General features: G+C 66.4%; 9 protein-coding genes. 7 read left to right on the top strand and 2 right to left on the bottom strand.

The window, feature by feature from the left end; genetic code table 11:
• Positions 1 to 80: 80 nt before the first annotated feature.
• Positions 81 to 2,702 carry a DNA mismatch repair protein MutS gene (gene mutS, locus ABE422_RS14415; protein WP_346483214.1) on the bottom strand — a complete coding sequence of 874 codons (2,622 nt, stop codon included), beginning with the start codon at positions 2,700 to 2,702 and terminating at the stop codon, positions 81 to 83.
• A gap of 458 nt (positions 2,703 to 3,160) precedes the next feature.
• Here mutS and ABE422_RS14410 point away from each other — a divergent pair, with 458 nt between their 5' ends.
• Positions 3,161 to 3,448, top strand: coding sequence for a hypothetical protein (locus tag ABE422_RS14410; protein WP_313217637.1), 288 nt, complete (start codon positions 3,161 to 3,163; stop codon positions 3,446 to 3,448).
• A gap of 632 nt (positions 3,449 to 4,080) precedes the next feature.
• Here ABE422_RS14410 and ABE422_RS14405 read toward each other — a convergent pair.
• Positions 4,081 to 4,476: a ribonuclease inhibitor gene (locus ABE422_RS14405; RefSeq protein ID WP_346464324.1), complete on the bottom strand. Its 396-nt coding sequence runs from the start codon at positions 4,474 to 4,476 to the stop codon at positions 4,081 to 4,083.
• Between the two features lie 311 nt (positions 4,477 to 4,787).
• On the opposite strand from ABE422_RS14405, the gene ABE422_RS14400 reads away from it, so the two are divergent.
• The 6 genes from ABE422_RS14400 to ABE422_RS14375 all read left to right on the top strand — a co-directional run bounded on the left by ABE422_RS14400 (position 4,788) and on the right by ABE422_RS14375 (position 13,941).
• On the top strand, positions 4,788 to 5,645 hold the full coding sequence (locus ABE422_RS14400) for a CoA ester lyase (protein ID WP_346464323.1): 858 nt from the start codon (positions 4,788 to 4,790) through the stop codon (positions 5,643 to 5,645).
• A gap of 85 nt (positions 5,646 to 5,730) precedes the next feature.
• On the top strand, positions 5,731 to 8,178 hold the full coding sequence (locus ABE422_RS14395) for a sodium:solute symporter (protein ID WP_346483213.1): 2,448 nt from the start codon (positions 5,731 to 5,733) through the stop codon (positions 8,176 to 8,178).
• Positions 8,179 to 8,271: 93 nt separating this feature from the next.
• On the top strand, positions 8,272 to 9,153 hold the full coding sequence (locus ABE422_RS14390; protein ID WP_102789143.1) for a LysR family transcriptional regulator: 882 nt from the start codon (positions 8,272 to 8,274) through the stop codon (positions 9,151 to 9,153).
• A 244-nt stretch (positions 9,154 to 9,397) separates the two neighbouring features.
• Positions 9,398 to 11,572: a TonB-dependent receptor gene (locus tag ABE422_RS14385; RefSeq protein ID WP_346483212.1), complete on the top strand. Its 2,175-nt coding sequence runs from the start codon at positions 9,398 to 9,400 to the stop codon at positions 11,570 to 11,572.
• 99 nt (positions 11,573 to 11,671) lie between these two features.
• Positions 11,672 to 12,991, top strand: coding sequence for a serine hydrolase domain-containing protein (locus ABE422_RS14380; protein WP_346483211.1), 1,320 nt, complete (start codon positions 11,672 to 11,674; stop codon positions 12,989 to 12,991).
• Positions 12,988 to 13,941 (top strand): ribokinase, encoded by a 954-nt coding sequence (locus ABE422_RS14375; protein WP_346483210.1) that lies wholly within the window; start codon positions 12,988 to 12,990, stop codon positions 13,939 to 13,941. Before ABE422_RS14380 ends, ABE422_RS14375 begins: the two co-directional genes overlap by 4 nt.
• Positions 13,942 to 13,953: the final 12 nt, after the last annotated feature.

Below are 13,953 nucleotides of genomic sequence, written 5' to 3'. Positions count from 1 at the left end.
GGGGAGCCGGCCAGCGGCCGGCACTACCGCACTGTGGCGGTAGGCCACGACCGTTGGTCGTGGCCAGCCCGGACGCTCCCTCAGAGCAGCGTCTTCAACCGGTACAGCGCTTCCAGTGCCTGCTTCGGGGTGAGCTCGTCCGGATCGATCGCGGCCAGCGCATCCTGTGCGGCGGTATTGGGTGCGTTGAACAGCCCGAACTGCTGCGGTGCATCCAGCGCCTGCGCGGCCACCACGGCGGACTGCGTCTCATGGCTGCGCTGCTCCAGCTCGGCCAAACGGCGCCGCGCCTGGGCGACGGTCGATTTCGGCAGGCCGGCCAGTGCGGCCACCTGCAGGCCGAAGCTGCGGTTGGCCGGGCCATCTTTCACGGCGTGCATGAAGACCAGTGCGTCGCCGTGTTCCACCGCATCCAGGTGCACGTTGGCGATGCCGCTGGCGCCGCCTTCGTGTTGTTCGTCGGCCAGCGCGGTCAGTTCGAAATAGTGCGTGGCGAACAGCGTGTAGCAGCGGTTCTGGTAAGCCAGATGCCGTGCGACCGCATCGGCCAGCGCCAGGCCGTCGTAGGTGGACGTGCCGCGGCCGATCTCGTCCATCAGCACCAGCGACTGTGCGCTGGCGTGATGCAGGATGTAGCTGGTCTCGGCCATTTCAACCATGAAGGTCGACTGCCCTCGGGCCAGATCGTCGCCGGCGCCGATACGGGTCAGGATGCGGTCGATCGGGCCGATCACCGCGCGGCTGGCCGGCACGAAACTGCCGATGTGGGCCAGCAGCACGATCAGCGCGTTCTGGCGCATGTAGGTGGATTTACCGCCCATGTTCGGGCCGGTGATGACCAGCATGCGGCGGTCGGGATGCAGGTCCAGATCGTTCGGCTCGAACGGCTGCTCGCGTACCGCTTCGACCACGGGATGACGCCCGCGCTCGATCTTCAGGCACGGCCCGGTCTCCAGTTCCGGTCGCGCCCAGTCCAGCGCCTGCGCGCGTTCGGCGAAGCCGGCCAGCACGTCCAGTTCGCTCAGCGCGGCGGCACACTGCTTGAGCGGCTCCAGCCCGCTGGCGAGGATGTCCAGCAGTTGTTCGTACAGGAACTTCTCGCGGGTCAGCGAGCGTTCCCGCGCGGACAGCACCTTGTCTTCGAAGGACTTCAGTTCTTCGGTGATGTAGCGCTCGGCATTGGTCAGCGTCTGGCGGCGCGTGTAATGCACCGGTGCCTTCTCCGACTGCCCCTTGCTGATTTCGATGTAGTAGCCGTGCACGCGGTTGTAGCCGACCTTCAGCGTGGCAATGCCGCTGCTGATGCGCTCGCGCTGTTCCAGATCGATCAGGAACTGATCCGCATGCGTGGAGAGGCGACGCAGTTCGTCGAGCTCGGCGTCGTAGCCTTCGGCGATGACGCCGCCATCGCTGAGCTTCAGCGGCGGGGTCGGGGCGATCGCGCTAGCCAGCAGATGCGCGCATTCGTCATGCGAGCCCAGTGCATCGTGCAGCGCGATCAGCCGTGGCGAATCCAGCGGTGCGAGCACCGCGCGCACCTCGGGCAGCAGACCCAGGCCATCGCGCAGCGTGGAGAAATCACGCGGGCGCGCCGAGCGCAGCGCCACGCGGGTGAGGATGCGTTCCAGATCGCCCAGCGCACGGAAGGCATCGCGCACGTCCCCATCGGCGCCGCGATCGATCAGCGTGGCAACCGCATCGTGACGGTGCACCAGCACTTCGCGCAGGCGCAGCGGCCGGTGCAGCCAGCGCCGCAGCAGGCGACCACCCATCGGCGTCACCGTGGTGTCGAGCACGCCGAGCAGGGTGTTGCGGGTATCGCCATCGACGCGCGTATCCAACTCCAGATGGCGGCGCGTGGCCGCGTTCATGGCGATGGCTTCGCTCGCGGTTTCGGTGGCGATCGCGGTGAGGTGCGGCAGGCGTTGCTTCTGGGTTTCTTCGACATAGCCCAGCAGGGCACCGGCGGCCGCGGTGGCGCGCGGCTTGTCGTCGATGCCGAAGCCGGTCAGGTCATGCAGCTTGAAGAAATTCAGCAGCTGGCGGCGGCCGCTGTCGGCATCGAACAGCCAGGGCGCGCGCCGGCGGATGCCATTGCGGTACTGCAGGAAGGCGGGCCAGTTCTCTTCATCGGGCACCAGCAGCTCGGCCGGTTCCAGGCGCGCGAGCTCGGCTTCCAGCGCATCGTCCGAATCGACTTCGTTGACCAGGAAGCGGCCACCGGCCAGATCGGCCCAGGCCAGGCCGTAGCCATTCTTGCCCCGCGAGAGGGCCATCAGCAGGGTGTCGCGGCGCTCGTCCAGCAACGCTTCGTCAGTGACGGTGCCGGGGGTGACGATGCGCACCACCTTGCGCTCGACCAGGCCTTTGGCCAGCGCCGGGTCGCCGATCTGCTCGCAGATCGCCACGGACTCGCCCAGGGCGACCAGACGCGCCAGATAGCCTTCGTAGGCATGCACGGGCACACCGGCCATCGGGATCGGCGCGCCGCCGGAGCTGCCGCGCTGGGTCAGGGTGATGTCCAGCAGCCGCGCCGCCTTGCGGGCGTCGTCGTAGAACAGCTCGTAGAAATCGCCCATCCGGAAGAAGAGCAGCAGGTCCGGGTAGTCGGACTTGGCGGCGAAGAACTGCTTCATCAGCGGGGTGTGCTCGGCCGAGGCCTTGGTGCTGCTGTTCTTTTGTTTTGAATCAGTGGCTTGCAATGGAGTGCGTCTCGGTCGGTGAACGCGGGTTGCCGCCGAAAGCGGCAAGTAACGGGATTTTTTGTTGCGATGGTGCTGCGACGGCTCGTCGGGAGCCAAAGATCGTGTTGCGACGCCAATCGGGACGCGGACGATCATGCCAAAAAATGGTGCGACGGGCCGCGCCACACGGCGCGAGGTCACCAAGTTTAGTCTGACCCGCCAGCAGGTGATGGAGCTTTCGGTACGTCGTATCCCTGTCCATGGGGCGCAGCCAAGCGCGCCAGGGTCGTCGAACGTGCGGTGGACAAGGGAGGCAAGGCTTATGGCGTGCTGATCGGGAGCCAAGGCACCCCGTGAGGGCGGGCTGGTGGGCAGTGGTCAAGGGAGAGGGGGTCCGCGCCCAATCATTTCACCCATCCGTGTCAATACGCTATCGTCTGAGCGCCGCCACGACGTCGGCTCGCCAAGGAATGCTCATGCGCTGGACTTCGTTTGCTTTTGCCTCCCTGCTCGCCGTGGCCGGCTCCGCTTCTGCCGCGCAAGGAGAGGTTTGCCTCGCCACTGAACAAATCACACCGGCCGGGGTCATGACCCCCTTCAGTGACAGCACCGTCTTCCAATGCAAGTCGGTTGGCCAAGTGACCGTTCCGCAGCTGTATTCGAAAGGGTGGAAGGTTGTGTCGGTGTTCCCGCAGAGCACCATGGATCCAGCCAAGCCCGGAATGGTCACCGTTCTCTGGACCATGGTCGTCGAAAAAGACTGATTTGCCGATGCCGACGGCTTGGCGTGTGCCGGGAACGTCTCAAGGCATTTCGGTCCCAGTATCCGGACCCCTGACCCTCACATCGGACTGGGAGACCGTTGGCAACCTTTTGCGCCGCGCGCCTGATAGGCCGGGGCGCCTGTCAGCCGGCAACCGGAGGCGGGATCGAATGAAAGGGCGTCGACGTCAGCGTCGACGCCCTTCAGCACCGTTACTTGCCGCGGGGAGGTGCGTTGCTACGGCTTCCGCCTGAAGGCTTTCCCGTTGTGCTGGGCCAGCCGCCGGCGTTCCCCGGACCGCGCCCACCAGGACCAGGGGCGCTTACCTTGCTTCCACCGCCCCCGGACTTCGCGCCACCGCCACTCGTGTTTCCTTTACTCATTGCAGATACTCCTTCACCTGCCGAACGGATTCTGGCTTTCCAGCGCTATCGGCTTCGCATTGGAGAGCTCGACGGCTCATCAATGAGAACACAGCCCGACCATCCACTACGGGGCTGCCAACCCAAGGTGAGTGCTTTTCCGCGTTTGAATGATCGTAGCTACGAGCAACTTGACTGACAAGCCGGCTCCAGAAGGTGGCGAGCAGGGCCACAACTACCCGTCGGCTCGATGGGCGCGCCCCGCAGCCGCTCAGTCCGTGCGCAGCTGCAAGGTGGGATGGGCGGCGAATACCTCCAGGATGATGTCGAAATAGGTCTGGCCGACGCCGCGTTCCAGCGCGTCCAGCTGGGTGGCGATTCCCGCGGCATTGAACACGCCGGGCCGCGCCTGTTTTTCCTGCAGCCAGGCGCGGGTGGCCGCCACCCCGAGCGCGGCGCGGCTGTGTGCGATGTGTGTCCAGTGCACGGTGGCGGATGCGTGCCCGGCCAGTGCGCCGTAGCCGCCGTAGAGCAGGTCATCCAGCGCATCCAGGCTTGGGGCCAGTTGCCAGTCCTCGCTGGCCATGAACACGCGGTTGATCTCGGCGTAGAAGCCGGCGATGTCGTGGATGGCGCTTCCATCCAGCACCAGGGTGGGGCCGGTCATGCCCAAGTCCGCGCGTGCAGGTGCTGCATGCACCGGGCGGTGGTTGTCGACGGCAAGGTGGCTTCATGCATCGGCAGCAGTCCTCGTGATGCGCTTGATGGGGGGCCGCCCGAGACGCGACGTGGGCGGTCACCACGGCAGGTTCCAGCAATGGATTGTGCGGGCAACACGGTGATGTTCGACGCTGTTCTGCTCGTGGTGCACTGCAGCGCAGTGGGCGGTCAAAACAAATGCTATCCAATGAATGTCCGGGACCGCACTTTTAAAGGGCTTCCAATTCTGCAGACTGCGCGGGTTGATGAGGGAAAACCATGCGTAGCAAGCTGTTCGTCCCCGGCGCCCGACCGGAACTGTTCGACAAGGCCATGGCCGGCGAGGCCGATGCGCTCTCTTTCGACCTGGAGGATTCGGTGCCCGAGGCCGGCAAGGCCCAGGCCCGCGACCAGGTCGCCGGCTTCCTGCGCCGCGTGCGGGGCGGCGCCGGTGACAAGCAGTTGATCGTGCGCAGCAACGGTACCGACAGCGCCCATTTCGGCGCGGACCTGGATGCCGTGGCGCTCCCCGGTGTGGACTTGCTCAATCTGCCCAAGATTGAATCGGTGGCGCAGCTGCTGGCGGCCATCGTACGGCTGGAACAGGCTGAGCAGCGCAACGGCGTGACGCGCCCGATCGGGCTGCTGATCAACATCGAAACCCCCAAGGCCCTGCGCATCGCCGCCGAACTGGCCGGCGCGCACCCGCGCGTGGCCGGATTGCAGTTGGGACTGGGCGACCTGTTTTCGCCCAACGGCATCGACCGTGAGCCGAGCAATGTGCATGCCACGCTGTTCGCGCTGCGGTTGGCGGCCGCCGAAGCCCAGGTGTTCGCCTGCGACGGCGCATTTCCGGACGTGGCTGACAGCGACGGCTTCCTGGCCGAGGCGCAGATGGCCCGGCAGTTGGGCTTCATCGGCAAAAGCTGCATCCACCCGCGCCAGGTTGCCCTGGCCAACGCCACCTTCAGCGTGCCGCCGGCGATGCTCGCGGAGGCGCAGCGGATTGTTGCCGCCGCCGCCGGTGCCGAAGGGCAGGGACACGGCGCGTTCCTGTTTGAAGGCCGGATGATCGACCTGCCGTACCTGCGCCGTGCTCAAGCCCTGCTTGCCGCGTCTTCTCCCCCGGTTACCTGATTGCGGTATCGGGATGCATCGACCACTGTCTCTTACCTGCGCTCTTGCCGGCTTCGGCGTTGCCGCACTTTTTCCGGGTAATTTCATGCACAAGCCTGCACCGTCCGCGTTTCTTTCCACTGTGCTCCGGCGCTGCGCGCGCAGCGTGCGGCTGGTTGCCGCCGCTGTCCTGCTTGCCGGCAGTGGCGCCGTGGCCGCCGAGAGCCTGACTACGGTGGCGGCCGGCAACCTGCCGGCATTGCCGACGCAGATCGCACCGGGCGGGCTGGTGCATGTGGACGGGCGCCTGGTGGCGCTCGGCCATGACGGTGCCTGGGAACTGCGCGCCGACAACAAAGCGTGGGATGCGTTGCCGGCGCCGGCCGCCGGGCAGCTGGACGGGCTTGAGGGGAGTGTCAGCGCGGCCGGGCGCACCTATCTGCTGCAGGGCCGGGATGCGCTCGGCGACCGCCTGCAGCCGGTGGTCCTGAACAACGGCGCGCTGGTTTTCGGCGCGGCCATTGCGCTGCCTGAGCCGCTGCGCAACGCGCGGGCGGCCACCTTTGGTGACGCGCTATATCTGGTGGGCACCGATGCGGCTGGCAGCGCCCAGCTCTACCGCCGTCCCGCGGCGGCAGGCACCGCCACTTGGCAGCATCTGGAGGACTTGCCGCAGCAGGGGGTTGCCAGCGCATTGCAGGCGCAGAAAGGCGCGCTGTACCTGGGCCTGGCCACCAGCGCGGGCAGCGATCAGCTGTGGCGCCGCAACGTCGACGCCAGCTGGCAGCAGGTCGCGTCGCCGGACGGCACGATCGTGGCCGGCTCGATGCGCGCGCTGGGCCAGGCGCATCTGCTGATGCTGGTGAAGGACGGCAGCGGCATGACCCAGGCGCGCACTTTCCACACGATCACCGATGCGTGGACGACGCTGGAGACGCCCGTGGCGGCCGATCCGCAGGCAGTCACCGCGTGGGGTAACGGACTGGCCTGGGCCAGCGCGGGCGCCACCGGCAGCCAGCTCCAGTACGCCGAAATGCAGGGCGGCAAGCACCTGCTGCGCTGGCTGGACTGGACGGTGATCGGCATCTACCTGCTGGCCATGCTCGGCATGGGCTTCTACTTCTACCTCAAGGATCAGAACGCTTCCACGGCGGACTTCTTCGTCGGCGGGCGCTCGATTCCGTTCTGGGCGGCCGGCATCAGCCTGTATGCCACCAACACCAGTTCGATCAGCTTCATCGCCATCCCGGCCAAAGCCTTCGATACCAACTGGCAGTACCTGACCAACAACCTGATCGCGGTCGTCGGCCTTATGTTCGTGGCGGTCTGGATCGTGCCGCTGCTGCGCCGGCTGGACCTGATGAGCGTGTTCTCCTACCTGGAAACCCGCTTCCACCCGGCGATCCGCATGCTGTCCAGCGCACTGTGCATCGTGATGCAGATCGGCAGCCGCATGAGCGTGATCCTGTTCCTGCCGGCGCTGGCGATCTCCACCATTACCGGCGTGGACGTGGTCTGGTCGATCATGCTGATGGGCGTGTTCACCATCATCTACTCCACCGTCGGCGGTTCCAAGGCGGTGATCTGGACCGACGTGGTGCAGGTGATCGTGATGTTCGGCGGCGCGCTGTTCGCGATCGGCTTCATCTTCCTGCAGACCGGTGGCGACATGCCGCAGCTGCTCAGTGCGGCTGCGGCGGAAGACAAGACCAAGCTGTTCGATTTCAGCTTCGACCTGACCAAGGCCACGGTGTGGGGCTTCATCTTCCTGGTCGTGTTCGATGTGGTGCTGACCTTCCCGAAGGACCAGGTGCTGATGCAGCGCACCTTGTCCACGCGCTCGGACAAGGAAGCCGGGCGATCGATCTGGGCATTCGCCGCCATCATGATTCCCGGCGGCTTCGTGTTCTACGGCATCGGTACGGCCCTGTGGATGTACTACCGCAACAATCCCGAGCGCCTGAATCCGCTGCTGCCGATCGATGCGACCTTCCCGCTGTTCATCGCCGCCGAGCTGCCGGCCGGGGTCACCGGGCTGATCATCGCCGGCATCTTCGCCGCGGCGATGTCGACCCTGTCGAGCATCATCAACTCGATCTCGACCCTGGTCTCGGTGGATTTCTACCAGAAACTGGTCAAGGACCCGAACGAGAAAACCGCCGTGCGCGTGGCCGAATGGTCCGGCGTGGGCGTGGGCCTGATCGGCATCGGCATCGCGCTGGTGATGAGCCGCTATGACATCCATTCGCTGTTCGATGTTTCCATCGAACTGGCCGGTCTGCTCGGCGGTGGTTTTGCCGGTGCCTACACGTTGGGGATGTTCACCCGCCGCGCCAACGCGCCGGGCGTGGCGATCGGTGTGGCCGGCTCGATCCTGATCACGCTGGTCTGCTGGACCATGGACCTGGTGCACCCGTACTTCTATCTGGCGATCTCGATCCTGCTGTGCATCGTGATCGGCTACGTGGCCAGCCTGTTCTTCCCGGCGCCCACCCGCTCGCTGAAGGGGCTGACCATCTACCGCGATACCCCGGCCGAAGCGGCAGCCCCATGACCAGCACCGTTGAGGCGCCGGCGCACGGGCCATTGGTCCAATCGCATTGCGCCAGTGGCTCGTGTAGGTTGCTCACGCGCTGAGAGGTAATCCGTGGAAACCCAGTTCCTGAGTACGTTCGTAACAGTGGTGGACCGCGGCTCGATGGCTGCCGCGGCCCGCTCGCTGCATATCACCCCGGCCGCGGTCGCCCAGCAGATCCGCACGCTGGAACGTGAACTCGGCGCGCCGCTGATCGCCCGCGCCGGGCGCACCGTCAGCGTCACCGAGGACGGCGCGCGCATCCTGCAGCGGGCGCGCGACCTGCTGCGCCAGGTGGCCGACCTGCGCAGCGTGGCCAACGAAAACGACCTGGCCGGCGAGCTGCGGCTGGGTGCGTGCCCGACCGCGCTGGCCGGCCTGCTGCCGGACATCCTGTCGCGGATGGTGGCGACGTTCCCGCAGATCAACGTCTTCATCAAGCCGGGCTACTCGGCCGATCTGTACCGGGCGGTGGAGGCTGGCGATCTGGATGCGGCGATGGTGCTGCAGGCCCCCTTCGCGCTGCCCAAGACCTGCAAGTGGCAGCAGCTGCGCGAAGAACCGCTGGTGGTGCTGGCGCCGGCCCATCTGGGCAGCCGTGACCCGCACGAGCTGCTGCGCGAGCAGCCGTTGATCCGCTACGATCGCCACGAATGGGGCGGTCGCCTCGCCGATGACTACCTGCGACAGGCCGGGATCGTGCCGCGCGAGCGGTTCGAGCTCAATGCACTCAACGCCATCGCGGTCATGGTCGACCGCGGGCTGGGCGTGTCACTGGTGCCGGATTGGGCCAAGCCCTGGCCGGAAGGCTTGAATGTCGTGCGCATTCCCTTGCCGCAGTGCAGCGAACCGCGCCGGATTGGCGTGGTCTGGTCGCGTTCGTCGGTGCGCATCCGCCTGGTGAACGTGTTGCTGGAGGAAGCGCGCGTCGCATTGACCGAGCCGCAACGCTGACACCACGGGTTTTCGCGCGGTGCGCGGTGCGAAGCGAAACAAATCCTAGGCTTTGAACATACCTGAGCACAGTTCTATCGCCATGGCGCCGCGCCTAGGCTCTCGCCTCGTTGCCGGACAGGACGTGGAGACCCGCAAGGGAGCCGCATCGACCGGCGGAAGGGCGAAAGCCCACGCGCGTCATCGGTGGCGACGGCTCCCCGGCCGGCTGTCCCGCATTTCCTTTTTTGGGGGGGAGAAACGAATGATCAAGCCACTTTCCGCGGCCATCAGCACTGCACTGTTCGCCTGTGTCATCAGCCCTGCCATGGCGCAGAGCACGACGCCCACCGATCTGGACCAGGTGATCGTGACCGGCAGCCGGACCCCGATTTCGATCGAGAAGGTTCCCGGTGCAGTGACCGTCGTGAACCAGGAACAGGTGCAGCGCACCCTCAACCTGACCGAAGACGCCACGGCCGTGCTGGCACGCATGGTGCCCGGTTACTCCGAATCCTCCCAGGCGATGAGCAACAGTGGCGAGACCCTGCGCGGCCGCGTCGCGCTGCGCCTGTTCGATGGTGTGCCGCAGGGCTCCCCGCTGCGCGAAGGCAGCCGCAACGGCACGTTCACCGACATGGGCGTGATCGGCCGCATCGAGGTCATCAACGGCCCGTCGGCCGCCGAAGGCATCGGCGGTGCCGGTGGCGTCATCAACTATCTCTCCAAGAATCCGGAAGTGGAGGGCCACCAGACCACGGTGAGCACGCGCTACGGCACCCAGTTCAAGGATGACAGCGGCCAGTCCAAGATCGGCATCACCCACACCTTCAAGGGCGATGCGGCGGACTTCCTGATCAGCGGCGCCTACATCGATCGCGGCATCGCCTACGACGGCGACGGCCGCCGGGTTGGCTTGAACACCTCCGGCTCGCTGTCCGATTCCTACAGCAAGAACCTGTTCCTGAAGGGCGGCTACAACTTCGGCGAGGGCCAGATGCAGCGCATCCAGGCCAGTTACAGCAACTTCCATATCGGTGGGAAGCACAACTACATTCCGGTCGAAGGCTGCCGCTACGACGCCGTGGAGTGCCCGGTGCCGAGCACCAATACCGCCGAGAAGGGCTCGATCAAGGATTCGCTGGCCGAGTTCAACGATTTCGAACAGTTCGCTGCCAAGTACACCCATGCCGATTTCTTCGGCGGTGACCTGAGCGTGGACCTGTACTGGGCCAAGCAGGCGATGCGTTATGTGCCGGAGAACGGTACGGACCGCCAGCTGGTCAAGCCGGCCCCGCCGGAAGACCAGCGCATCTGGGACCAGTCGGAGATCAACTCCGAGAAAAAGGGGCTGCGCGCGGCGTATGCCTACAGTGGCCTGTTCGCGGTGGAAGGCCTGCGCCTGCGCACCGGCCTGGACCTGGTGGAAGACACGGCGGAACAGCGCCTGGCGTTGACCGACCGGGTCTGGGTGCCGCCGATGAAGTACACCAGCCTGGCACCGTACGCGCAGCTGAGCTGGGACATCGGCCCGGTGACGCTGGATGCGGGCATCCGCCGCGAAGATGGCCAGCTGGAGATCGACAGCTATACCACCACCGCCTACCGCGACTTCACCCCGGTGCAGGGCGGCAAGCTCGACTACAAGGCCAACCTGCCCAACTTCGGTGCGATCTGGCGCATCACCGATGCGTGGTCGGTGTTCGCCTCGTACTCGGAAGGCTTCGGTATTGCCAACGTGGGCATCCCGCTGCGCAACATCCAGGCCAACAGCCCGTGCAAGGCAGTGGCATGCATCGCCGATCTGCAGCCGCTGATCACCAAGAACAAGGAAGTGGGCTTCAACTGGCGCGGCGAGCAGGCACAGGTCGGGATGTCGGCTTACCGCTCGACGTCCGAGTTCGGCTCATCGCTGACCGTGGACAAGGTGACCGAGGACTTCATCCTCACCCGCGCCCCGACCCGGATCGAAGGCGTTGAACTGAACAGCGCCTGGACCTTCAACGACCAGTGGAAGGCGACGCTGCTGTACTCGCGGATCCGCGGCCAGACCCAGTACTACGACGGCTCGGGCCTGAACAAGGAGATGGGCATCCTCGATATCTCGCCGGACAAGGTCAATGCCTCGCTGACCTGGACGCCGAACGAACGCTTCGACGCGACGCTGGGCGTGAGCCGTACCTTCAGCCGTGACCTGCGCGAGACCTTCGTCAATCCGTCCAACGGTGCGGTGTATCGCAATGACGAGGATACCTACGGCTACGCGCTGTGGGATCTCAGCATGAACTACGACACCGGCACCTACGGCAAGCTGTCGCTGGGCATCGAGAACCTGCTGGACAAGCAGTACGTGCTGACCTGGTCGCAGCTGCCGGGCTGGCAGAACTTCTTCTCCGGCCGTGGCCGCATGGTGTCGCTGACCCATACCTTCACGTTCTGACCGTCACCGCGGACCGGCGCTGCGAGGCACTGCAGCGCCGGTCCGTTTTTATTGCCTTACCCTGTCATGACGTTACCGCCACCGACAGCAGGAGAGCGGATGTACTGGCCATCGCACGGACCGGCCCACGCCCGTCATTGCCGCCCCCGGGCACGCCTGGCCGTGTTCGCGTTGCTGATGCTGGCGGTGGGACAGGCCGCGGCGTCGTTGCCGGACCCGCCGAGCCGGACGGAAACGACGGCTGCGTCGGCGCGTTTGCCAGCAGTCGATGCCTTCCTGCACGAATCGACCGGCCGCCAGGGCTATACCGGCGCGGTCGCGCTGGTGATCCACGATGGCCGCATCGTGCATGACGCCGCCTACGGTTGGCAGGACCTGGCGCATGCCACGCCCATGCAGCGTGACAGCATTTTTCGCATCTACTCGATGACCAAGACGGTGGCCTCGGTGGCCGCCTTGATGCTGGTGGAAGAGGGTCGGCTGGATCTGGATGATCCGGTGGCGCGCCATCTCCCTGAGTTCTCACGTCTGCAGGTCTTCGCCGGGGGCACCGCCGCGGCGCCACAGCTGCGGCCGGTGACACAGACGCTGACCGTACGACATCTGCTCACCCATATCGCTGGTTTCGCAGCGGGTGGCGAGGGATTCGAGGCGGTAACCGCATTGCTGGAACACCAGCAGGTGCAGGCCGCGGACAGCCTGGCCGCCTACACCACGCGCTTGGCCCGCGTGCCACTGGCGACCGAGCCGGGCACGCGCTTCCGTTACGACAGCACGTCGATCGAGGTTCTGTCGCGCGTGGTGGAAGTGGTGGGTGGGCTGCCGTTCGAGCAGTTCCTGCAACAGCGTGTGTTCGGCCCGCTGGACATGCGCGACACCGGGTTCGTGGTGCCGGTGCGCGATCGCGCACGGGTGGTGGCGCTGACCACCATGGGCGAGCACGGTGATCTGGTGCTCGCCGATGAGGTGCATGCGCGGGTGCCCGGCAGTGCGCTCCGGCCGTATCCAAGCGGTGCCGGTGGTCTGTATTCCACGGCCGGCGACTATGGCCGGTTCGCGCAGATGCTGCTGGACGGCGGCCGCTACGGCGAGGTGCAGTTGCTTCGACCCTCCACCGTGGCCCTGATGATGCAGAACCAGCTGGTGCACACCGCCTTGCCCCGGCCGGTAACCGAGTTCAGCGATGCCGAGGGCTTCGGCCTGGGCGGTTCGGTGTTGCTGGATCCGGCCCTGAAAGGACGCACCGCTTCGGTCGGCGCGTTCGGCTGGTCGGGCGCGGCCTCGACCTACTACACGATCGACCCGGCACGCCGCCTGGTCGCGATCCTGATGCTGCAGCATCTTCCGGGCGGCAATGACGATCTGCCGCGCATCAGTACGACGTTCTACAACCGCGTTGATGAGGCGATAGACCCATGAGTAGTGCGACACGTTCCACCGTCCTTGTCGCCGGCTCGGCCAATCTCGATTTCGTGGTGCGCGCCACGCATGTGCCGGCGCCCGGTGAGACGGTGCTGGGCCGTGGCTTCAGCACGTTCCCCGGTGGCAAAGGCGCCAATCAGGCCGTGGCCTGCGCGCGGGCCGGCGGTACGCCGACACGGATGCTGCTGGCCGTGGGCGAGGATGATTTCGCCGCGCCGATCGAAGCGTCCCTGCGCGATGCGGGTGTGGCCCTGTCGACCGTGCGCGATCCTGCGCTGCCCACCGGTACCGCCTTCATCTGCCTGGCCGACACCGCCGAGAACGCGATCACGGTCGCGCCGGGTGCGAACCTCGGGCTTCGCGAGGAGCACCTGCCGGCACTGGAGGGCGTGGACTGGCTGCTGCTGCAGCTGGAAACCCCCGTGCCCACCATCACCGCCTATGCCCACCGCGCCCGTGCGACCGGGCTCAAGGTCGCGCTCAACGCGGCGCCGGCACAGGTCCTGTCCGATGCGCTGCTCGCGCTGCTGGATGTGCTGATCGTCAACGAAGGTGAGCTGGATGTGGTGGCCGGCCATCCCCCGGACCTGGCCACGGGGCTGGCCCGCGTGCCGGTGCCCTGCGTGATCGTGACCCTGGGTGCGCGTGGCTGCCTGGCCCGGGTGAACGGCGAGGTGCTGCTGCAGCCGGGGTTCCGCATCGACCCGTTGGACACCACCGCGGCCGGCGATACTTTCTGTGGCGCCCTGATCGCTGCGCTGGCCGACCATCAACCGATGGCCGAGGCGTTGCTGGCGGCCACCGCAGCTTCCGCGCTGGCCTGCACCCGCCTGGGCGCACAGGCGAGCATTCCCACCCGCGCCGAGGTGCAGGCGCTGCTGGGCGATCCCACGCGCGTTCCCGATGCCGCCGCCCATGCCGCGCTGGCGGCAGCGTGCGCGCGCTGATGTCCCTCCTTT

Source organism: Stenotrophomonas sp. TWI1151 (assembly GCF_039673135.1).
GTDB lineage: Bacteria > Pseudomonadota > Gammaproteobacteria > Xanthomonadales > Xanthomonadaceae > Stenotrophomonas.
Note: the sequence above shows the minus strand (reverse complement) of the source record. Positions and strands in the feature narration are given on the sequence as shown.

Bases quoted from the DNA above. Each gene is read 5' to 3' on its own strand.
- ABE422_RS14405 (WP_346464324.1), bottom strand. From the start codon at position 4,476: ATGACCGGCCCCACCCTGGTGCTGGATGGAAGCGCCATCCACGACATC.
- ABE422_RS14395 (WP_346483213.1), top strand. From the start codon at position 5,731: ATGCACAAGCCTGCACCGTCCGCGTTTCTTTCCACTGTGCTCCGGCGC.
- ABE422_RS14385 (WP_346483212.1), top strand. From the start codon at position 9,398: ATGATCAAGCCACTTTCCGCGGCCATCAGCACTGCACTGTTCGCCTGT.
- ABE422_RS14375 (WP_346483210.1), top strand. From the start codon at position 12,988: ATGAGTAGTGCGACACGTTCCACCGTCCTTGTCGCCGGCTCGGCCAAT.
- ABE422_RS14380 (WP_346483211.1), top strand. From the start codon at position 11,672: ATGTACTGGCCATCGCACGGACCGGCCCACGCCCGTCATTGCCGCCCC.
- ABE422_RS14410 (WP_313217637.1), top strand. From the start codon at position 3,161: ATGCGCTGGACTTCGTTTGCTTTTGCCTCCCTGCTCGCCGTGGCCGGC.
- ABE422_RS14400 (WP_346464323.1), top strand. From the start codon at position 4,788: ATGCGTAGCAAGCTGTTCGTCCCCGGCGCCCGACCGGAACTGTTCGAC.